The organism is Corallococcus sp. CA047B, assembly GCF_003612065.1.
Classification (GTDB): domain Bacteria; phylum Myxococcota; class Myxococcia; order Myxococcales; family Myxococcaceae; genus Corallococcus; species Corallococcus praedator.
The window spans coordinates 1-18888 of record NZ_RAWD01000193.1 but is presented as its reverse complement, the minus strand read 5'-3'; the positions used below and the strand labels follow the sequence as shown (position 1 = coordinate 18888).

General features: G+C 69.0%; 11 protein-coding genes. 4 read left to right on the top strand and 7 right to left on the bottom strand.

What is annotated here, in order from left to right:
* Positions 1–1264: hypothetical protein (locus D7X74_RS26365; protein WP_120535762.1), on the top strand; the 1264-nt coding region annotated here is incomplete at its 5' end.
* Positions 1265–1317: 53 nt separating this feature from the next.
* On the opposite strand, the gene D7X74_RS26360 is transcribed toward D7X74_RS26365, so the two are convergent.
* A complete protein-coding gene (locus D7X74_RS26360; RefSeq protein ID WP_147446684.1) occupies positions 1318–3186 on the bottom strand; it encodes a phospholipase D-like domain-containing protein in 1869 nt (622 codons plus the stop codon).
* Positions 3187–3249: 63 nt separating this feature from the next.
* Positions 3250–4392 (bottom strand): hypothetical protein, encoded by a 1143-nt coding sequence (locus D7X74_RS26355; RefSeq protein ID WP_120535759.1) that lies wholly within the window; start codon positions 4390–4392, stop codon positions 3250–3252.
* A gap of 178 nt (positions 4393–4570) precedes the next feature.
* On the opposite strand from D7X74_RS26355, the gene D7X74_RS26350 reads away from it, so the two are divergent.
* Together D7X74_RS26350 and fliB are read left to right on the top strand one after the other, a co-directional pair.
* On the top strand, positions 4571–8413 hold the full coding sequence (locus tag D7X74_RS26350) for a TIGR02266 family protein (protein WP_120535758.1): 3843 nt from the start codon (positions 4571–4573) through the stop codon (positions 8411–8413).
* A gap of 10 nt (positions 8414–8423) precedes the next feature.
* A complete protein-coding gene (gene fliB, locus D7X74_RS26345) occupies positions 8424–9728 on the top strand; it encodes a flagellin lysine-N-methylase (protein WP_120535757.1) in 1305 nt (434 codons plus the stop codon).
* Between the two features lie 6 nt (positions 9729–9734).
* Here the strand turns inward: fliB and D7X74_RS26340 are convergent, their stop codons facing one another.
* Positions 9735–10349 (bottom strand): DsbA family protein, encoded by a 615-nt coding sequence (locus tag D7X74_RS26340; RefSeq protein WP_120535756.1) that lies wholly within the window; start codon positions 10347–10349, stop codon positions 9735–9737.
* A gap of 123 nt (positions 10350–10472) precedes the next feature.
* Between D7X74_RS26340 and D7X74_RS26335 the strand changes: the two genes are divergently transcribed.
* Entirely contained in the window at positions 10473–12503 is a 2031-nt protein-coding gene (locus D7X74_RS26335) for a S9 family peptidase (protein WP_120535755.1), read from the top strand.
* 31 nt (positions 12504–12534) lie between these two features.
* Here D7X74_RS26335 and D7X74_RS26330 read toward each other — a convergent pair whose 3' ends face one another.
* From D7X74_RS26330 to D7X74_RS26315, 4 genes are all read right to left on the bottom strand, one after another.
* Complete coding sequence (locus D7X74_RS26330; protein WP_120535754.1) at positions 12535–12810, bottom strand: hypothetical protein; 276 nt, start codon at positions 12808–12810, stop codon at positions 12535–12537.
* A gap of 111 nt (positions 12811–12921) precedes the next feature.
* Positions 12922–13647: a DUF4142 domain-containing protein gene (locus tag D7X74_RS26325; protein ID WP_120535753.1), complete on the bottom strand. Its 726-nt coding sequence runs from the start codon at positions 13645–13647 to the stop codon at positions 12922–12924.
* A gap of 381 nt (positions 13648–14028) precedes the next feature.
* Positions 14029–15816, bottom strand: a complete 1788-nt coding sequence (locus D7X74_RS26320) for a peptidase MA family metallohydrolase (protein ID WP_120535752.1) — start codon at positions 15814–15816, stop codon at positions 14029–14031.
* Positions 15813–18854 (bottom strand): DUF4175 family protein, encoded by a 3042-nt coding sequence (locus tag D7X74_RS26315; RefSeq protein WP_120535760.1) that lies wholly within the window; start codon positions 18852–18854, stop codon positions 15813–15815. The genes D7X74_RS26320 and D7X74_RS26315 overlap by 4 nt, the downstream gene beginning before the upstream one ends.
* Between the last annotated feature and the right edge of the window lie 34 nt (positions 18855–18888).

Sequence of the window (18888 nt, the reverse complement as noted above, 5' to 3'; positions counted from 1 at the left end):
GGCCCAGGGCCCTGTCCAGACGCCGGGACCCGAAGCGGCTGACCCCTCGCCGGGTACCCAGGCACCGACGGAGGCTCCTACCGCGGAAGCCCCCACCCCGGCGGCCCCTGCGGCGAGCCCCTGGTCGCGCTCGCTGGGCGGCCCGCAGGACGACACCGGCTCCGGCCTGGCGGTGGGGCGGGGCGGGGACGTGCTGTGGGTGACGTCCGGCACGCCTCGGTCGGATGAGGACCGGGACACGGTGGACGGCGAGCGGCGCGTGCTGACGCTGGCGCGCTACGCGGCGGATGGGACCCGGGCCTGGGCGAAGGAGTTCGAGCGCAACCGCCTGTCGGACCTGCGCGTGGCGGGCTCCACGGGCGCGGACGGCGCGGTGTTCCTGTCCGGCAACGCGTTCCTGTACCCAGCGGACTTCGGGTTGGGTGAGGCGCAGGATGGCTTCCTGGTGAAGTTCTTCGCGGACGGCGCGCCCGAGTGGCAGCGCCGCGTGGGGCAGAAGGTCTACGCGGTGGTGGCGGACGCGGCCGGTGGCGTGGTGGCCCTGGGCGAGGAGTGGACGACGGAGGCCCACACCCCGCAGCTGGTGCGCTACGCGGCGGACGGTGCGGTGCGCTGGACGCGGACGTTCGACGGCGCGGCGGAGGGCACGCTGCTTTCGGCGGTGGCGCTGTCGGCGACGGGCACGTCGGTGGTCGCGGGGCGCCTGGTGGGGCCGGTGACGCTGGACGGGCGCACGTTCGACGCGGAGGGCACGGGCGGCTTCGTGGTGCTCGCGTTCAACGCGGACGGGGCGCTGACGTGGGGCCGCGAGGTTCCGGGTGTGAACGGGCGCGTGGGTTCCGTGTCGGTGGGCGCGGATGGCACCGTGGCGGTGGCGGGCGAAGCGGTGGGCCTGCTGGTGTGGAACGGGACGACGCTGGATGAGGGCGGGCCGTTCGTGCTCACCGCGACGGCGGACGGACAGGAGCAGTGGGCGAAGCAGCCCACGTGCGGTTCGGCGTCGGTGGGCACGGTGGCCGCGGTGGAGTCCACGGGGCCGGTGGCGGTGGCATGCGGCAACACGCTGACGCGCTACGCGGCGGACGGGGCGCTGCTGGGCGCGAACACGCTGGCGCCGGAGGCCTGCACCAGCGGGACGTGCTCGCTGGCGACGACGACGCTGGTCGCACTGCCGGACGCGGGGCTGGTGGTGTCCGGCTGGCAGCGCGATGGCGCGGGTGCTGCGTGGAACCAGGATGCGTTCCTGCGGCTCGTGACGCCGTGACGCCAACGATAAAGAGTTGGTTGAGTGCGCACTTTATTGGGAGCAGGGATATCTCAATTTTCGCGAATACGAAGTAGCGCCTGCCGTTTTCCTTTTGCTGGGAGGAATTCGATTTCACGAGTCGTGGCGGCAAGACCTCGGATTCTGAACTCGTTAAGTCCCGCCGTGCGCGCCCGCTGCTGTAGCACGATCAAGTCGAGTTCCTTGCTGACCGTACATTCATGCAGCATCCATTCTTTTTCGGGGATGTTCACCTCGCCCCCCTCAAGGAACTCAAAGATGCCATCTCCGAGCCTCCGGAACAGGTCGCTCCGCGTTCTTAGCGCGGCGACAACATTTTGTAGAGGGACACTTCGACTGAGAAGCGCGTGAACATCGGAGCTATGCAGGGCTCGGCCATTCTCCGCGAACACTGCCTTAATGGCCTCAAGAGTGTTATTGAAGCCGTCGCCGTAACCAACGAGTCGATATGTCCCCCGTCTTCCTGCATGTTCGAAATGCACACCCGGATTGCGTGTCACAAGGGCAATCGCATCGCGTGGGGTGAATTGGCCGAAGTCATCGGGATTCACTTGCGCTGCGGCTTTCCCCATCTGCGACGCATGCCACTCAGGGAATCCTGAGGCCGCAAGCGTTTCTGCGATGGATTCGAACTGGTGCGCCATTGTCCAGTTGCCGAATGCCAGTGAGCCGTTACTCGTAAAGTATACGAGTTCAGGCAGTAGCAATGTGAGTCCATGTAATTCTGATGCCGAGACTCCAAGAATGGTTGCTGCTGTTTCTGGAGAGGAGTATCCAATGTTGCGACTGTTGTTTCGGACTGTCTCTTCTATGCTGTCTAGTCGCTTTTTGTTTACTATGAGGCGTAGTCGCTCGGATGGGGCCCTGACTTCCAATCGGTGGCGCCAAATTTTCTCAGCAATTCCGACTGCGATAGGTAGTCCTTCTGCCTCCATTTGGGTGACAGTTACTGCTAAATAGACTGCCGATTTTACTGGTTCGAGCCATTTCAACATTGAGGTGGTAGCTTCGCTAGCAAGCTGAACAGAGGTCTTGACGGCATGTGCTTCGATCTGTTCTGCGCGCTGGCGGGTGACGCGGAGCGACTCACCGACTTGCTCAAGCGTTCGTCCCGATAGGTTGCGTTCAACAAGAACGTACCAGTCTCGAGCGTCCAGTTTGTTGCGAATCTCCGCAATCCAGAGCGGGATTTGTAAGGCGGATGTCGCAACAGGTTCGGGAGGTAGATTGCGGAGAAGCCCTGCAAGAATAGGTGTCCATTCTGCTGGCATTGGACGGTCGTCGTATAGAAAGTCTACTGCTTTGTCAGAAGCTGACTCTTCATTTTGAGTCGAAGAGGGAGGCGCTATGTGGACGTCTGCGGCACTTGGCTGAAAAATCCAGGTGCCCTCCAGGTCCGGGGCTCTGACTGGTTGTGCGAGCCCGCTTGAATCAATGCGCCGTAGTCGATCTCGCATTGCTTCGATCCAGTCGCGATCAATGGGACGAGATTGCGAGAACCATGCTTCAAGTTGTTGCTCAAGAATCTCAACGGAAATGGAGGCATCCGTCTGGAACATGAGTTCCAGATTTGTGGTCTCGCCTGCGCTAGTGAGATTCGCAGAGCCGACTATTGCACGACAGCCATCTGCGATGAATGCCTTTGCATGTAGATTTCTTGCGAGTCGGACATCGGCGAACCCGATTAGTTGGTCGAATGCGTCTAAGTCGCTAGCTCCTGTGAGGAAATCTTCGAGAGAGCCCCGTGTTATTACTCGCCAAGTGCTTGATTCAGAGCGAGCACTGGTAAGTCGCGCTACAGGTTCCCGCTTGATCCATGGGGAACACACCCAGAAGTCTCGAAATGCTGAACGGGCCAATTCGGTTAGCGCTGAGCCATGAGGTGGGGTGATAAATTTCATTGTATGTTCTCTGGTTGATTGTGAACGGCCGGTTTGGAACAAGTGTCGTGACTTGTTTGTTGATTAGGCCGTCGCCGTGCCCAGCTTGAGGTCCTGGTTCAGCCCCGCGTCCCTGCGCACGCGCCAGATGTACTGGTCCAGGAAGTAGTGGTGCAGCGCGAAGCCCCAGATGAACCCCTCCATGAAGTCGCGCAGCGTGAGCCCCGAGCCTCCCAGCGCCACCTTCGTGTCGAACGCGCCGCAGCCCGGATGCACGCCCATGCCGCAGCCCAGCGTCCGGTACGCCACCGTGAACGCGAGCCCGCACAGCGCGTAGATGATGAACCGCTGGCTCACCCTCGGCGCCCAGCCGAACGCCGCTCGGTCCACGCCGTCCGCGTGGTAGCGGTTGCGGTGAAAGAACCAGACGATGCCGTGGTACTGCACGTTGTGGAACGCCGTCACCGCCACGGTGAACATCAGGAAGTCCATTCGCCGCGACACCGACGGCCAGAACACCAGCGACGTCAGCCCCAGCGCCGCGCCCAGCATCAACAGCTTCGGCCCGTTCACCCCGCGCCCCGTGCGCCAGCGCCACACCTGCCGGACCGCGAGCACCCCCACCACCGCGAGCACCAGCGCGAAGCATGCGTGCGCCGCCGCCGTTTCCCACGTCGGCTCCGCGGGCAGGCCCAACCGCCGCCGCGCTCCCGGGTGCGTCAGCGCGAACGCCACGAACGGCGCGAGCAGCCCCACGTACAACGTCAGGCTGTCCAGCCGCCGGTCCCACGCGTCCTTCTCCCCGGCCTTGCGCTGGTAGAGCACCATGATGCCGTAGTGCTGCCGCACCACGTGCCAGTACGCCCAGAGCGCCGCCAGCGTCACGAACACCGCGAACGGCCAGCGCTGCCCCAGCAGCACGGAGAGCCCGAACACCGCCGGCCCCGCCGCGAACCAGCCCAGGCTGCCCCACAACAGCCGCGCCCGCGCCTCCCGCTCGCGCGCGTCCAGGTACGTGCGCGACACCGTCGCGAACAGGTGCGGCCCGTCCAGCAACAACACCCACGCCCACCACAGCGGCGGCCCGCTCACGCCTCCGAACACGTGCAGCGCCATCAGCGCCAGGCTCGCGCCCAGCCCTCCCACCGTGGAGAGCAGGTCATGCCGTCGGTCCACCAACCACCGTGCGTGGAGGGGGACCGGAGCGAACTGGGGAATCGCTTGCATCGGGGGACTCCCGTCCGGCGGAACCGGACTTCCTCGTTCAGGAAACGAAGTCCCAGGATAGCCGGGACATACAGGTAAGTCGTAAGCGCACCTGGGCTCCCGGAGGGATGGTGGACGGCCGACCGAGAGACCAGAACCCCCTTGAGGGAAAGGCCCTGTGCCGCGACAGTGCCGACCCATGGATCAAGGTCGGCGTACCACGGACCGCAAGTCGGTCGGTCTGTTGGTGAAGCTCAAGCATGAGTCCGTGGGGAGCTTCACCGAGGAGTTCGCCACCAACCTCAGTCCGGGCGGCATGTTCATCCGCTCGCGCACGCCGCAGCCGGTGGGCACGCCCGTGCGTTTCGAGGTGCAGATCGCCAACGGTGTGCGCGTGCTCCAGGGCAGCGCCACCGTGCGTTGGGTGCGCGAGGTGAACGACCCCGCCGGTCCTCCGGGCATGGGGTTGCAGTTCCTGGAGCTGGACACGGCGAGCCGCGCGCTCGTGGAGCTGATGCTCCAGCGCAAGCCGGTGGCCGGGGCCGCGCCGGTGGCTGCCGTGGCGCCGCTGCCGTCCATCGCGCCCATTGTCGCGCCCGTCGCCGCCGCACCGCGCCCCGCCGCTCCGCAGCGCCCCGCCGTGGTCGTGCCCCCCGTTGCGCCTCCGCGTTCCGCGCCGCAGGCCCCGGGCGGGGTCGCGCTCGATTCGCTCTTCGACGACATCGAGGCGCCCGCGAGCGCGCCTCCTCCGGCGGATGAGCCGTTCTCTTTCGGATCTCCGGACGAGCCGTTCTCGCTGGGGTCTCCCGAGGACGAGGACAGCCTTCCGCTGGCGGACACGTCCAACGACGTGGACATCCCGCTGGATGAGCTCATCGCGGGCACGCCGCCGCCCACCGTGCAGGGTGTGCTGACGGACGGTGATGAACCCCTGCCCGGGCTCGATTTCGAGTTCGAGGTTCCGATAGGCGATGCGCCCATCGCGATGGGTGAGCCGCTCGACGAGGCGCCCATCGACATGGGCTTCTCGGTGGAGGATGACGGATCGTCCCCGGCCTCCGGTGACGCCGGCGGGTTCGAGCTGGACATGTCCGATGCGTTCGAGCCCGCGCCGCCTCGCGTCGCGCCGGCTCAGCCCGTCGCACCGCCGCCCGCGGTGAGGCCCCCGCCGCCGCCCGTGGCTTCGCTCCAGACGTCCGGTGGCAGCACCGAGTTCGAGCTGGACATGTCCATGGACGACGGCCCGCTGGAGCTGGCGCGCGAGCCCGCGTCCTCGCCCGGACGTCACCGGCCCATGCCGCTGGGGCGCGAGCCCGCGTCCTCGCCCGGACGTTCCGGTGCGCCGGGTCTGGGACGTGAGCCCGGCTCCGCCGCCGGACGTGCGGCCGTGCCGGGACTGGGACGTGAACCCGTGTCTTCAACGGGTCGTCCTGGTGCGCCGGGACTGGGACGTGAACCCGTGTCTTCAACGGGTCGTCCTGGTGCTCCGGGACTGGGACGTGAGCCCGTGTCTTCAACGGGCCGTCCGGGTGCTCCGGGACTGGGACGTGAGCCCGGCTCCGCCGCTGGACGCTCGGTGGCTCCGGAGATGTCCCTGGAGCCCGGGTCCTTCGGTGGCCGTCCCGCCGCACCGGGGCTGGGACGTGAGCCGGTGTCCACGACGGGGCGCCCGGCCGCGCCGGGACTCGGGCGCGAGCCCGGCTCCGCCGCCGGTCGTCCCGGTGCGCAGGAGCTGTCTCGCGAGCCCGGATCCGTTGCTGGACGTGGGGCTCCCGGCTTGTCGCGTGAGCCTGCGTCCTCGGCAGGTCGCACCGCCGCGCCGGGACTGGGGCGCGAACCCGGCTCCGCCGCAGGACGCCCGGGTGCACCGGAGATGTCCCTCGAGCCCGGCTCCTTCGGCGGCCGTCCCGCCGCTCCGGGACTGGGACGTGAGCCCGGGTCCGTCGCCGGTCGTTCCCCAGCGCCGGGGCTGGGACGTGAGCCCGGCTCCGCCGCAGGGCGCCCGGGTGCGCCGGAGCTGTCGCGTGAGCCCGCGTCCGCGACGGGCCGCTCCATCGCGCCGCCCATCCAGCCCCTGACTCCGCCCGCGCCCACGAAGGGCTCCGGAGGCAGCACCGAGTTCGACTTCGACTTCTCCATGGACGAGGCCCCGCTGGAGCTGGCGCGCGAGCCCGTGTCCTCCGGGGGCCGTCCCGCCGCGCGGCCCGTTCCTCCACCGCCGCAGGCGCGACCCGACGTGCTTCCTCCGTCCGTGCGTCAGGCCCCTCCGGCCCCTGTCGCCCCGAGCGCCCCCGCGATGCTGGCGCCCGCCGCCGCGCCGACCGCTCCCGCGCCACCGCCGGCCCTGGACGCCAACGGTCAGGTGCGCCCCATCTACCTCACGCCGCCGCAGACGCTGGCCGGCACGGGGCCGGTCATCGGCATCGACCTGGGCACCACCAACTCCTGCGTGGCGCTCCTGTCCAACGGCCGCCCCATCGTCCTGCGCTCGCGCGAGGGCTACAACACCATCCCCTCTGTCATCTCGCTGAACGCGCAGAACAAGCTGCTCGTCAGCCACCGCGCGAAGAACCAGTTGGTCCTGCGGCCCACGCACACCATCTACGGCGCCAAGCGCCTCGTGGGCCGTCCCTACGACAGCGCCGTGGTGAAGCAGGTGCGCGAGCGCTTCCACTACGAAATCACCCCCGACGCCGCCGGCCGCGCCGCCGTGCGCCTGGGCAACGACGTGCTGTCGCTGGAAGAGGTGCAGGGCATCATCCTGCGCGAGTGCAAGGAGATGGCCGAAACCCACCTCAACCAGAAGGTGGAGCGCGCGGTGGTGACGGTGCCGGCCTACTACTCCGAGCCCCAGCGTGAAGCGGTCCGCAAGGCCGGCAACATGGCGGGCCTCAAGGTGGAGCGCATCCTCAACGAGCCCACGTCCGCGGCGCTCGCGTACGGCCTCAACCGCGAACTCAACAAGAAGGTGCTCGTCTACGACCTGGGCGGCGGCACCTTCGACGCGACCATCCTGCGCATCGAGAAGAACGTCTTCGAGGTGCTGGGCACCGGCGGCGACATCTTCCTGGGCGGTATCGACTTCGACAACCTCATCGTCGACTTCCTCCTGGAGCGCTTCCAGGAGAAGGAAGGCATCGCGTTCAACGGAGACGGCATCGCCCTGTCGCGCGTGGGCGACGCCGCCGAGCGCGCCAAGATGGGCCTGTCCGAGCGCAGCACCTTCGAGGTCCACATCCCCATGTTGATGATGGACGACTCGGGCAAGCCCCGGGACCTGCGCGTGATGATGTCGCGCCAGGACCTGGAGAAGATCTGCGACCCGCTGCTCAACCGCACCATCGACGTGGTGCGCGACGTGCTCCTGGACTCGAAGCTGCGCGCGGCCGACGTGGACGACATCATCCTCGTGGGTGGCATGAGCCGCATGCCGCTGGTGCGCGAGAAGTTGAAGGGCCTCTTCGGCAAGAACGCCCAGGCGAGCGTCAACGCGGACGAAGCGGTGGCGCTGGGCGCGGCGCTGTACTCGGGTTCGGTGGACAAGGTGAGCAGCGTGGTGCTCATCGACGTGCTGCCCATGACCATCGGCGTGGCCATGCCCGGTGGCGGCTTCAAGCGCGTCATCGAGCGCAACAGCCCGCTGCCCGCGCAGCGCTCGTTCGCCATCAGCACGTCGCAGGACAACGAAGAGCGGATGGAGCTGTCCATCTTCCAGGGCGAGGACAACCACATCTCCGCCAACGAGTACCTGGGCACCGTGCGCGTGGAGGGACTGCCGCGTGGCCCCAAGGGCTCCGTGCGCGTGGCCGTCACGCTCAAGCTGGACTCGGAATGCGTGCTGCACGTGGAGGCGCGCGAGTACTCGTCGCGCAAGGAAGTGAAGGCGACGCTCGCCACGCGCTACTCGCCGGAGGAACTGCAGAAGCAGCTCCAGGTGAGCAAGGAGGCGGTCAATGCCGCCGAGGAGCGCCGGGGCGCCGACCTCAAGGACCGCGCGGGCCGCTTCTGGGGGTTCGTGAAGAAGGCCCTGGGGCGCAAGTAGACTCCGGGCCATGACCGCCTCCGCCCCCCGCTACATGGCGCGCTTCCGTTGCATCGCGGAGGCGTGCGAGGACACCTGCTGCGCGGGGCTGACGGTGCCCATCAGCGAGTCCCGCTGGAGCCTGCTGCGCCAGAAGGTCGCGGGCGGCCCGGACGAAGCGCGGGTCACGGCGCTCATCACGCCCAACCCGGATGGCGCCACGGGCCAGCAGGCGGGCATCCTGGGCAAGCGCGCGGACGGACACTGCGCCTTCCTGGATGAGACGAAGCTGTGCTCGCTCCAGAGCAGGTACGGCGAAGCGGTGCTGCCGGACGGGTGCTCCGTGTTTCCGCGCGTGCTGACGCGCTGGGGTGCGCAGGTGGAGATGGCCGGGTCGCTCGCATGTCCGGAGACGGCGCGCCTGTGCCTGCTGGCGGAAGACGCGCTGGTGCGCGAACCCGTCCCCGAAGCGCAAGCCCTGCGCCCCCAGATGGCGCGACAGGTGGCCTCCGGCGCCGACGCATGGACGGCGCACGCGGACGTCGTGCGTGAGGCGATGCTGCGGCTGCTCGCACGCAGCGACGTGCCCTTCGCCGCGCGCCTGTACGCGCTGGGACGCATGGCGCTGGACCTGGGCGACTTCTACTTCCCGGGCACGACAGCGTTCACGGATGACGCGGCAAAGACGGCAGCCGCGAGCGATGCCACCCAGGAGCCCCTGCCCACCGCCGAAGCCCGGCTCGCGGACATCCTGCGCACCTACGACGCCACGGACACGCTGCACACCCTGCGCGACCAGCTCGAAGCGCTGGAGCTGCCCGGAGGCCCGTGGGCCGGCATCTGCGCCGCCGTGCTCCGCTCGCGCGAGGCCCAAGTCGGCAGTCAGCGCTACCTCTCGCTCGTGCGCGACGTGCGCGCATCCTACGGCGGCGCGGACACGGCCCCGGACGACGCGTGGCGACTCCACGTCACCCGCCGCGAAGCCCTGGCCTCCCTGCACGGGGAGCGCGTGCACCAGTACTTCCTGAACCACGCGCTCAACCACGTCCTGCGCCACCCGTTCACGGAGGCCCCGAGCCTCCTGAACGCCGTGTTCCTGCTCGTGCTGCGCGCCTCCGTGGTGCGCTACGTCCTGCTCGGGCACCCGGCGGTGGTGGCGCTGCTGGACACCCCCGGCACGCCGGTTGCCACCCTGGACGCCGCCGCCGTCGAGTCCTTCCAGCTCGTCGCCAAGCACGTCGAACAGGCGCCCCAGTTCCTGGACTTCGCGCAAGGGCTGGCCGGCGAGGGTCCGGAGACCTTCGCGCGGCTGCTCATCCTGGTGAAGGGCCTGTAGCGCCCGTCAGCCGCGGGGCTTCGCGCCCAGCTGCTCCATGGCCCGCTGGAACGCCGGGTACTCCTGCGCGCCCTGGATGGCCAGCTTCTCCCCCAGGATGAACGTGGGCACCGCGCGGATGCCCATCTCCTGGGCCTCGCGCACCGACGCCTCCACCACCGCCCGGTAGCGACCCGTCTCCACGGCGTGCTGCAACGCGTCCGGATCCAACCCCGCATCCACGCCCGCGCCGCGCAGCGTGTCCCACTGCCAGAGGTCCTGCCCCTCGCTCCAGTACCGGCGCAGCACCGCCGCATGGAACGCGGCCAGCTTTCCTTCCGACTTCGCGTACTCCGTCGCCTCGTGCGCCCGGCGCGTGGACGGGATGATGTCCCGGTGCACCATCTTCAGCCCCTCCCGGGCCGCGCGGACCTTGAGCGGGTTGTTGGGGTCCTTCATGCCCTCGCGCACGTACTCCGGCAGCGGCAACCCCTCTGGCGGCGTCTCCGGCCGCAGGAAGTAGGGGTGCCACTCCACCTGGATGTCGTAGTGCTGCTTGAGCTTTTCGACCTCGGCGAGGCCGACGTAGCACCAGGGACAGACGAAGTCGGACCAGACATGGATGACGACGGGCGTGGACATGGCCCTCCCCTAACATCGCCGCATCGCGCCAGCCACCCGACCCGCACATCCCACCCTTCGTGGGTGGACAGCGCCCCCCACTGGAGGCACGGTCGGGTTCCCTTTTCCCCAGGAGGAACCTCCTTGCCCCTGTCGCTTCTCGCGGCCCTGGCCCTCGGCGCCGCCCCGGCGTCCGCCCCCCGGCCGTTCAATCAGCAGGACCTGGTCACGCTGCGCCGGCTCAGCGGCCCGCGCGTGTCCCCGGACGGTCGTCAGATAGCCTTCGTCCTGCGCTCCACCGACCTGGAGGCCAACCGCGGTCGCACCGACCTGTGGCTCGTCAACCTGGACGGCACGAACCTGCGCCAGCTCACCGCCCACCCGGACAACGACAGTGAGCCGGTGTGGGCCCCCGACGGCAAGAGCCTCTTCTTCCTGTCCTCGCGCGGCGGCTCCTCCCAGGTGTGGCGCCTGCCCGTGGACGGAGGTGAGCCCCTACCCGTGACGAAGCTGTCACTGGACGTGAACAGCTTCGCGCTGTCCCGCGACGGCCAGCAGCTCGCCGTGGCGCTGGAGGTGTTCCCCGACTGCGCCACGCTCGACTGCAACACCCAGCGCGTGGACGCCGCCCAGAAGAAGAAGAACACCGGCCGCGCGTATGATCAGCTCTTCTTCCGCCACTGGGACACGTGGAAGGACGGCACGCGCTCGCACCTGTTCGTCGTCCCCGTGGCCGGCGGCACGCCCGTGGACGTGATGAAGGGCATGGACGCGGACGCGCCCAGCAAGCCCTTCGGTGGCGCGGAGGAGTTTACCTTCACGCCGGACGGCAAGGGCCTGGTCTTCGCCGCGCGCGACGCGGGCCGCACCGAGGCGTGGTCCACCGACCTGGACCTGTTCCTGTCGCCCATCGACGGCAAGTCGAAGCCGCGCAAGCTCACGGAGAAGAACCGCGCCACCGACACCAGCCCCGTGTTCAGCCCGGACGGCAAGACGCTCGCGTACGCGGCCATGTCACGCCCCGGTTACGAAGCGGACCGCTTCCGCGTCATCCTGCGGCAGTGGCCGAGCGGCCAGGAGCGCGTGCTCACCCAGGACTGGGACGCCTCCGTCAGCTCGCTCGCATGGAGCGCGGACGGCGCCACGCTCTACACCACCACCGGCGACGTGGGGCAGAACCCCGTGTACGCGCTGGACGTGGCCACCGGAAAGCCGCGCCGCCTCACGCAGGCGGGCAACGCGGAAGGAGCCCAGCCCGCGGCGGAAGGCCAGATTGTCTACGCGATGGATGACCTGGATTCGCCCGCGGACCTGTACGCGGCCAAGGCGGACGGCACCGGCGCGCGGCAGCTCACGCAGGTGAACAAGGAAGCCCTCGCGGGCCTCAGGTTCGGCGCCTTCGAACAGTTCGACTTCAAGGGCTGGAACGACGAGACGGTGCGCGCCTTCGTGGTGAAGCCCGTGGACTTCGACCCCAAGCGCCAGTACCCGCTGGCCTTCCTCATCCACGGCGGACCGCAGGGCAGCTTCGGCAACCACTTCCACTACCGGTGGAACCCGCAGGTGTACGCAGGGAGGGGCTACGTGTCGGTGATGGTCGACTTCCACGGCTCCAGCGGCTACGGCCAGGCCTTCACGGACTCCATTCGCGGTGACTGGGGCGGCAAGCCGCTGGTGGACCTGCAGAAGGGCCTGGACGCCGCGCTCCAGCGCTACCCCTTCATCCACAAGCAGAAGCGGTGCGCGCTGGGCGGCAGCTACGGCGGGTACATGATCAACTGGATCGCCGGCAACTGGCCGGACGGCTTCCAGTGCCTCGTGAACCACGACGGCAACCTGGACGAGCGCATGGCCTACTTCGACACGGAGGAGATCTGGTTCCCGGAGTGGGACCACGAAGGCACCCCGTGGGAGAACCCCCAGTCCTACGCGAAGCACAACCCGGTGGACCACGTGGCGAAGTGGAAGACGCCCATGCTCGTCATCCACGGCGGCAAGGACTACCGCGTGGTGGACACGCAGGGCATGTCCACCTTCACCGTCCTCCAGCGCCGAGGCATCCCGTCCCGCTTCCTCTACTTCCCGGACGAGAACCACTGGGTGCTCAAGCCGCAGAACAGCATCCAGTGGCACGACGAGGTGCTGGGCTGGTTGGACCGCTGGACGCGCAAGTAGCTTAAGCGGCGTCCCCCGAGGCCTCCGGGTCTCAGGGGATGCCGATGCAGTCGCCGATGCAGTTGGCGGCGACTTCCGCGCAGGTCCGGTCCGCCACGCACCGCGCGCACTCCGTGGTGCGCTCCTGCCGGCTCTCCTGCTCGCTCTCCCGCTCCTCTTCCCAGGCGCTGACCTTGTCGGCGCACTTGCCGGTGTCCAGGTCGGCGTCGATGCACTGCTTGCGCATTTCGCAGACGGCGTCGACGTCGTTGGAGCAACCGACGAGCAGAACGGCGAGACAGGAGGTCAGGGCAATCAGTCGTGACATGGCGCGGGACTATGCATGGAAGTGGTGCCTCCCGGAATGCGCTTCAGGAGGCACCCTTCGCTTCACGGCCTTGGCAGTGAAGTGAGCACGGAAAAATTGCGGAGCGGCCCACTACTTCGTCTTCGAGCCCCCGCCCATGGTGCCGCCCGTGGAGGAGCCGGTGCTGCCGTGGTTCATGGAGCCGTGGTCCATGGTGTCGCCGGAGCCGCCCACGCCCATGGCGCTGCTCAGCTTGCCGAGCGTGTCGTAGGCCATCTTGCGGTGCTGGGGCAGCTCCTGGGTGAGGCTGGTCAGCATGGTGGCCATCTCGCCCGTGGCGCCCATGCCCTGCTGCGCGGCCATCACCTTGCCGATGGCCATGTCATGCGCCGCCACCTGGCCGGCCATGTAACAGGAGTCGAACGGGGGGCCCTTGAGAACTTCGAGCTTCGCCGTGTCGGCCTTGGTCGCCGCCATCACCTTGCGCTCCATCTCGTCCATGGGCTTCGGCTCCGCCAGCTTCAGCTTCTTGCCCGTGGCGTAGGTCATGAGCTTCTGGTCGGCGTCCGTGTGCATCTTCATCATGTTGTCCGCGTAGCTCTTCACGTCCGGGTTCTGCGAGTTCTTCTGGGCCAGCTGCGCCTGGAGGATCTCCGTCTGGTTGATGTGGTGGAGGCGCTCCAGGAAGGCCTTCTCGTCCGAGGGCGCCATGAAGCCCTTGTATTCGAGCATGCCGCCCTTGGCGCCCATGGGCTTCGCCGCGGGCATGGTGCTGGGAGACGTGGCGCTCTGGGCCAGTGAGACGCCGCCGGTGAAGAGGACCGCGGCCAGGGTGATGCCGTGCAGGGTGCGCTTCATGGTGCTGCTCCTTGTGTGAGCCCCGGGTCAACCGAGGCGGGACGAATCGGTGGACCTGGGACCTCCAGGTCGCGCGGCGCACCTTGGTGCAGGGCGCGACAGGGGACCCAGGGGGTCGGAAGAGGGACGTGCGCCACCGCACGTTGCGCGGGCGGGCGGGTGCGGCAGTGGACACCGCACCTGTCCCCGGGACCGGGGGGAGGCGTTCAGTGCCGCACGGAACGCACGGAGGTCCGCGCCGGGCTTGAGGGCGGGCCTTGTTCAAAGATGCTGCCTGGGAACGCCATCCCGTTCTCCTCGTGCCCGGGAACGTGGGCATCCCGGAGCGACGGGGCTGGGTTGGGCGCGGTGCCCTGCCAGGCCGGCTGCCCGGCGGGGCGGCTACCTGCTGGTCCCTGAAGGCTCCGGTGCGGGCTTCGGCGCGGGCTTCGCGGGCGTGGAGGCCGGCTTCGGCGCATCCGGAGAGCTCGCGGGGACGTTCGTCTCCGACAGCTCGCCCTCGGCGCGCAGGAAGGCCTGGGCGGCGCGGTCCACGTCGTCGGGCTTGAGGCCGGTGAGGTTGGACGCGGCGCCGCGCGTGCGCGTGGCGAGCGCCGTCTCTCCCAGCGCCCCGTGGATGCGGGTGAGGGCCAGGTGGATCTCCGGGTCGAACGGGTCGGAGGCCAGCGCCTCCAGGTACGCCGTCTTCGCCTTCGGGTAGTCCTTGCGGAACAGCAGGATGCGGCCCAGGTGCACGTTGGTGGAGGGCGAGCCCGGGTGCATGCGCAGCGAGCCGCGCAGCACGGACTCCGCTTCGTCCAACCGGCGCAGCTCCAGGAGCGCGAGCGCGAACTTGTTGGACACCGATTCGTACTTGTCGCCCACCAGCTTGTGCGCCCGCGCGTACTCCTCCGCGGCGGCCTTCACGCGGTTGCGCTCGCGCAAGAGCTCCCCCAGGTGCGCGAACTTGCGCGCGGGGACCTCGGAGACCTCCGCGAAGTCGCCAAAGGAGATTTCACGCCCCTTCTTCTCGCCTTCCTTCTGCGCGCCCTTGGCGTCCTCCTTGAGCACCACGCGGTCGTCGCGCGGCACCAGCTCCTGGGGGAAGGGCTGCTTCTTCACGTACGACAGCCAGGTCTTCTCGAAGAGGGGGAAGGGCATGCCCGTCGCCGCCTCCACCGCCTTTTTGTCGGACTGCCCCGCCTTCAGCTCCTGGAGCACGGTGCGCAGCCCCTGCGTGCCCTTGGTGCCGTGGATGTAGTCGATGGCGTAGAACACCTCCGCGAACGCGGTGGCCGCGTCCTCCGCCGTGGGCAGCATGGCGATGGAGGGGTGCATCTTGTCGAAGGGGATGAGCTTGTCCTCCTTCACGCGCTTGCCCAGCAGGGCCTGCGTGGAGGGCGTCATCGCAAGGCCGCCCTTGCCGCGCCAGCGCGACTCCATGAACTTGGCGATGCCCTCGTGCAGCCAGATGGGCACGGTGTTGTGGCTCATCTGGCTGACCACCAGGTGCACGTACTCGTGCGCCAGCGTGTCCTGCCAGTCGTAGCCCTGCGCCACGGCCTTGGGGCTCGTCACCATCAGCTTGTTGAACTTGCAGATGGCGATGGTGCCGGTGGTGCGGATCTGCTTCTCGGTGAGGGTGCTCACCTTGGACAGCTCACGCGCGTTGTTCACCACCTCCACGCGCACCTTGCCCGGCGGCGTCCAGCCCAGGTCCTCCTTGAGCGCGCGGTGGATGGCCTCCAGCGTCTCCAGCGCGTAGGGGACCAGGACCTCGTCCTTGCCCTTCGGGTAGAAGAAGATGAAGTGGTCGCTCTCCGCGCGCTGGTGGTCCTTGGTGATGGCGCGCGTGTCCTTGGCCAGCCGCAGGTAGCTGCCCGGCTTGTCCTCGATGTTCGCGCCCTCCAGCAGCGTCACCGCGTCCTCGTACTGGCCTTCCTCGAAGGACACGCGGCCCTGGAAGTACTTCAGGGGCTCCAGCTCGGAGGGCACGCGCTTCTCCACTTCGGCCAGCTCGCGCCGGGCGCCTCCCACGTCCCAGTCGTCCAGCGACTGCTCCACCTTGCCCAGCCGCTGCTTCACCTCTTCCTTGAGGGAGGCGTCGGGCGGCTGCGCGAAGGCGGCGGGGATGGCGAGGAGCAGGGCGCAAAGGCCCAGGACTCCCGCGTGCGTGCGGTGGCTCCTCACTTCACCAGCTCCTCGTAGTAGCGCTTCACCTGCTCGCGGTACTTCTCCGGCGCGCCCTGCTTCATCGCGTCCAGCAGGTCCTTGCGGAACTCGCGCGGCGCCTGGAACGCGTCCTCGTCCGGCAGCTCCACCTTGTCCTGCGGGTTGCGGCCGTTGCCTTCCTGGCGGCGTCCGGAGCCCATGGGCATGGGCAGGCCCCGGCCTCCCTTGCGGCCCTGCTGGCTCTGCTGCATCTGCTGCTGGAAGCGCTTGAGGCCCTCCATCGCGGCCTGCTGCTCGCCGTAGCCCCGGCCCGGGTCCTTGCCCTGCATGCGCTGCGACGCCTCGCCCATGCGCTGGCCCACCTCATCCATCTGCTGGCCGGCCTCTTCGCCGAACAGCGGCGCCGTCTGCTCCATGTCCTCCATCTGCTGGCGCAGGCCCTGCGCGCGCTGCTCCAGCTGCTGCTGGCGCTGGCCCAGTTGCTGGAGCTGCTGCTTCTCCGCCTGGGACAGCTGCGAGCCCGGGGGCGGGAAGAGGGACTGGAGCTGCTGGCTCACGTCGGACACGTCGCGCGCGTCCTTCTTCAGCCGCTCCGCGAGCTGCGCGGACTGCTGCCGCACCTCCGGCGGGTTGCCGAACATCTCATCCAGCTGGCGCTGCTGCTCGCCCATGCTGGACAGCTGGCGGGCGGCGTCCTCGGCGCGGGCGGCGGATTCGGCGGCGAGGTCGAAGTCATCCACCTTGAGCGCGTTCTCCAGGTTGCGCAGCTCGGACTGGGCCTCTTCGAGCGGGCGGGACGCGCGGCTGTTGAGCCGGGCGGGGTCCAGTTTCTGGTAGTTCTCCTGGACCTGCTTCACCTTGCGCGCCAGCTCGTCCTTGAGAGCCTGGCCCTTTTCCTTCAGCCGGTCGCGGTTCTGGTTTCGGGCCTGGTCGCGCAGGGCGCGCGTCTGTTCGGCGACCTTCTGTTGTTCGTCCATGGTGCCTTGCAGGTCGTCCATGAACTTGCCGAACTTCTCCGCGAGCTCCGGGTACTGCTCCGCGCCGAACTCCTCCTGGGACTTGTCCATGGAGTCGAGCATCTCGTCCATCTGCATGCCCAGCTCCTGGAGCTTCGCCAGGGCCTCGTCCGCCTTGCCCTCCTGCATCAGGCGCTCCACCTCATCCATGGCGCCCTGCATGTCCTCCTGCTGCATCATCTCCGACAGCGCCTCGGCGTTGAGGTGCTCGTCGCGGATGCCCTTGCGCAGCTCGGCCATGCGCTGCATCAGCTCCTGGATGCGCGACTTGAGCTGTTGGATCTGCTGCATCACCTGCTCGCGCGCGGACTCGTCCGGGTTGGCCTTGTACTGTTCGATGAGGCGCGACAGGTCGCGGCGGTCGTTGGCCAACTGCTTCGTCAGCTCCTGAAGCGCCTCCAGCTTCTGCCGATCCAGCAGTGACTCCAGGTAGAGGATGTCGCGCTCCAGGCCCTCGATTTCGTCGTCCACCACGGCGGTGAGCCGGGTGCCGGTGCCCCAGTCCTCGCCGCGCGCGCGCTGGGTGCGCAGGTACAGGCGGCGGAAATCGGAGGTGGTGCTCACGCTGCGCTTCAACTCCCCGCCGATGTTCGCCAGCGCGGAGACGATCTCCTTGGGCACGTCCTTCTCGCGCGACAGCTCCGCGCCCTGCATGCGGAAGTCCTCCGCGAGCGCGGTGCCGCTGGCGTCCACGGTGCGCGCGGCCTCCACGGCCTGCGCGTCCTTCTGCTTCGCGCGGTCGGGGCCCTCCAGCCGGTCCGCCAGGTGGTCCACGAGCCGGCCCCACAGGGCCTCGGCCTTCTCCAGGGCGGCGCGGCGGTGCTCGGCGGCGCTGTAGACGCGCAGGGTCTGCGTGCGGCTGACGCCCTTCTTGGGGCCCTCCACCGCGTCGTTGTCCTTCGCCTCCACGTAGTAGGTGATGCGGTCGCCGGGGGCGGGCTTGAGGGGGCCCAGGTCCCAGGTGTACGTGCCCCGGCTGCGGCGGCTGTCCTCGCGCGGCAGGTTCACGCGCGTCTCCTGCTTCGCGCCGGGCATGCGGAACACCAGCGACAGGCCGGACAGGCCGTAGTCGTCCTGGGCCTCGTACTTGAGGGTCACCGTCTGGCCGGGGTCCACCTCCACCTCGGCCGCCGGGGTGAGCAGCGTCACCTGGGGCGCCTTGTCCACCTCCACGGTGAGCGGGATGTCCGGGCCCACCGCGAGCGGCTTGGCGCGCGAGCCGTAGAAGACGAAGTGGTAGTGGCCGCCCTGCTTCGCGACGAAGCTGCCGGTGAGCTCGCGTCCACCCGTCACGGTGAGCGGAAGCACCTGGTCGTTGACGACGACCTCCGCGCGCTCGATGGGGCGGTCCGAGCGCGTCTTCAGCGCGACCTCGGTGCCGGACGGCGCGCTCACCTCGCCGTTGGTGCCCGGCACGGTGCGCGGCGCGAGGCCGGTGTACGCGGGGTAGCGGTACGTCAGCTCGATGTCGCCGGTGATGGGCTCCACCTGCGCGGCGGTCTCCGGGCGCGCGGCCTGCTCGCGCAGGTGCTTCCAGCCCGCGGCCCACCGGCCGCCCACGAAGAACATCAGCACCGCGAGCGCCAGCACCGCGCCCCCGGACGCCAGGGCCACGCGGCGCAGCGGCTGGCCGTCCACCACCCGCCGGGGGTCCACCGTGCGGGCGCGCTCGTCCATCTGCTCCAGGAACGCGTCCGCGAGCTGGGGGGACCAGCCGGCCTCCTCCCGGCGCGCGTGGGACAGCTCCACCGCCGCCAGCACGTCCAGCGACAGCTCCGGCCGGCGCTGGCCCACGAGCCGGGCGGTGCGCAGGTCGTCGCCCACCTGACGGCGCGCGAGCACGATGCCGAAGACGCACGCCACCGCCGCGCCCACCGGCACGGCGAGCCACAGCAGGGCCTGGGCGAGTCCAGGCGCCACCCGGCCGAGCAGGCCCGTGGCGGTGAGGAGCACGAGGGCGGCGACGGTGCCCAGCAGGACGCCTTGAATCCACAGGTGGCGGCGCTGGCGGGTGCGAACGCTGGCGAGCAGGTCCGCCACGCCGCGGGAGCGCGCTTCGCGCCGGGCCTGGGGG

Bases quoted from the DNA above. Each gene is read 5' to 3' on its own strand.
- D7X74_RS26360 (WP_147446684.1), bottom strand. From the start codon at position 3,186: ATGAAATTTATCACCCCACCTCATGGCTCAGCGCTAACCGAATTGGCC.
- D7X74_RS26355 (WP_120535759.1), bottom strand. From the start codon at position 4,392: ATGCAAGCGATTCCCCAGTTCGCTCCGGTCCCCCTCCACGCACGGTGG.
- D7X74_RS26350 (WP_120535758.1), top strand. From the start codon at position 4,571: ATGGATCAAGGTCGGCGTACCACGGACCGCAAGTCGGTCGGTCTGTTG.
- fliB (WP_120535757.1), top strand. From the start codon at position 8,424: ATGACCGCCTCCGCCCCCCGCTACATGGCGCGCTTCCGTTGCATCGCG.
- D7X74_RS26340 (WP_120535756.1), bottom strand. From the start codon at position 10,349: ATGTCCACGCCCGTCGTCATCCATGTCTGGTCCGACTTCGTCTGTCCC.
- D7X74_RS26330 (WP_120535754.1), bottom strand. From the start codon at position 12,810: ATGTCACGACTGATTGCCCTGACCTCCTGTCTCGCCGTTCTGCTCGTC.
- D7X74_RS26325 (WP_120535753.1), bottom strand. From the start codon at position 13,647: ATGAAGCGCACCCTGCACGGCATCACCCTGGCCGCGGTCCTCTTCACC.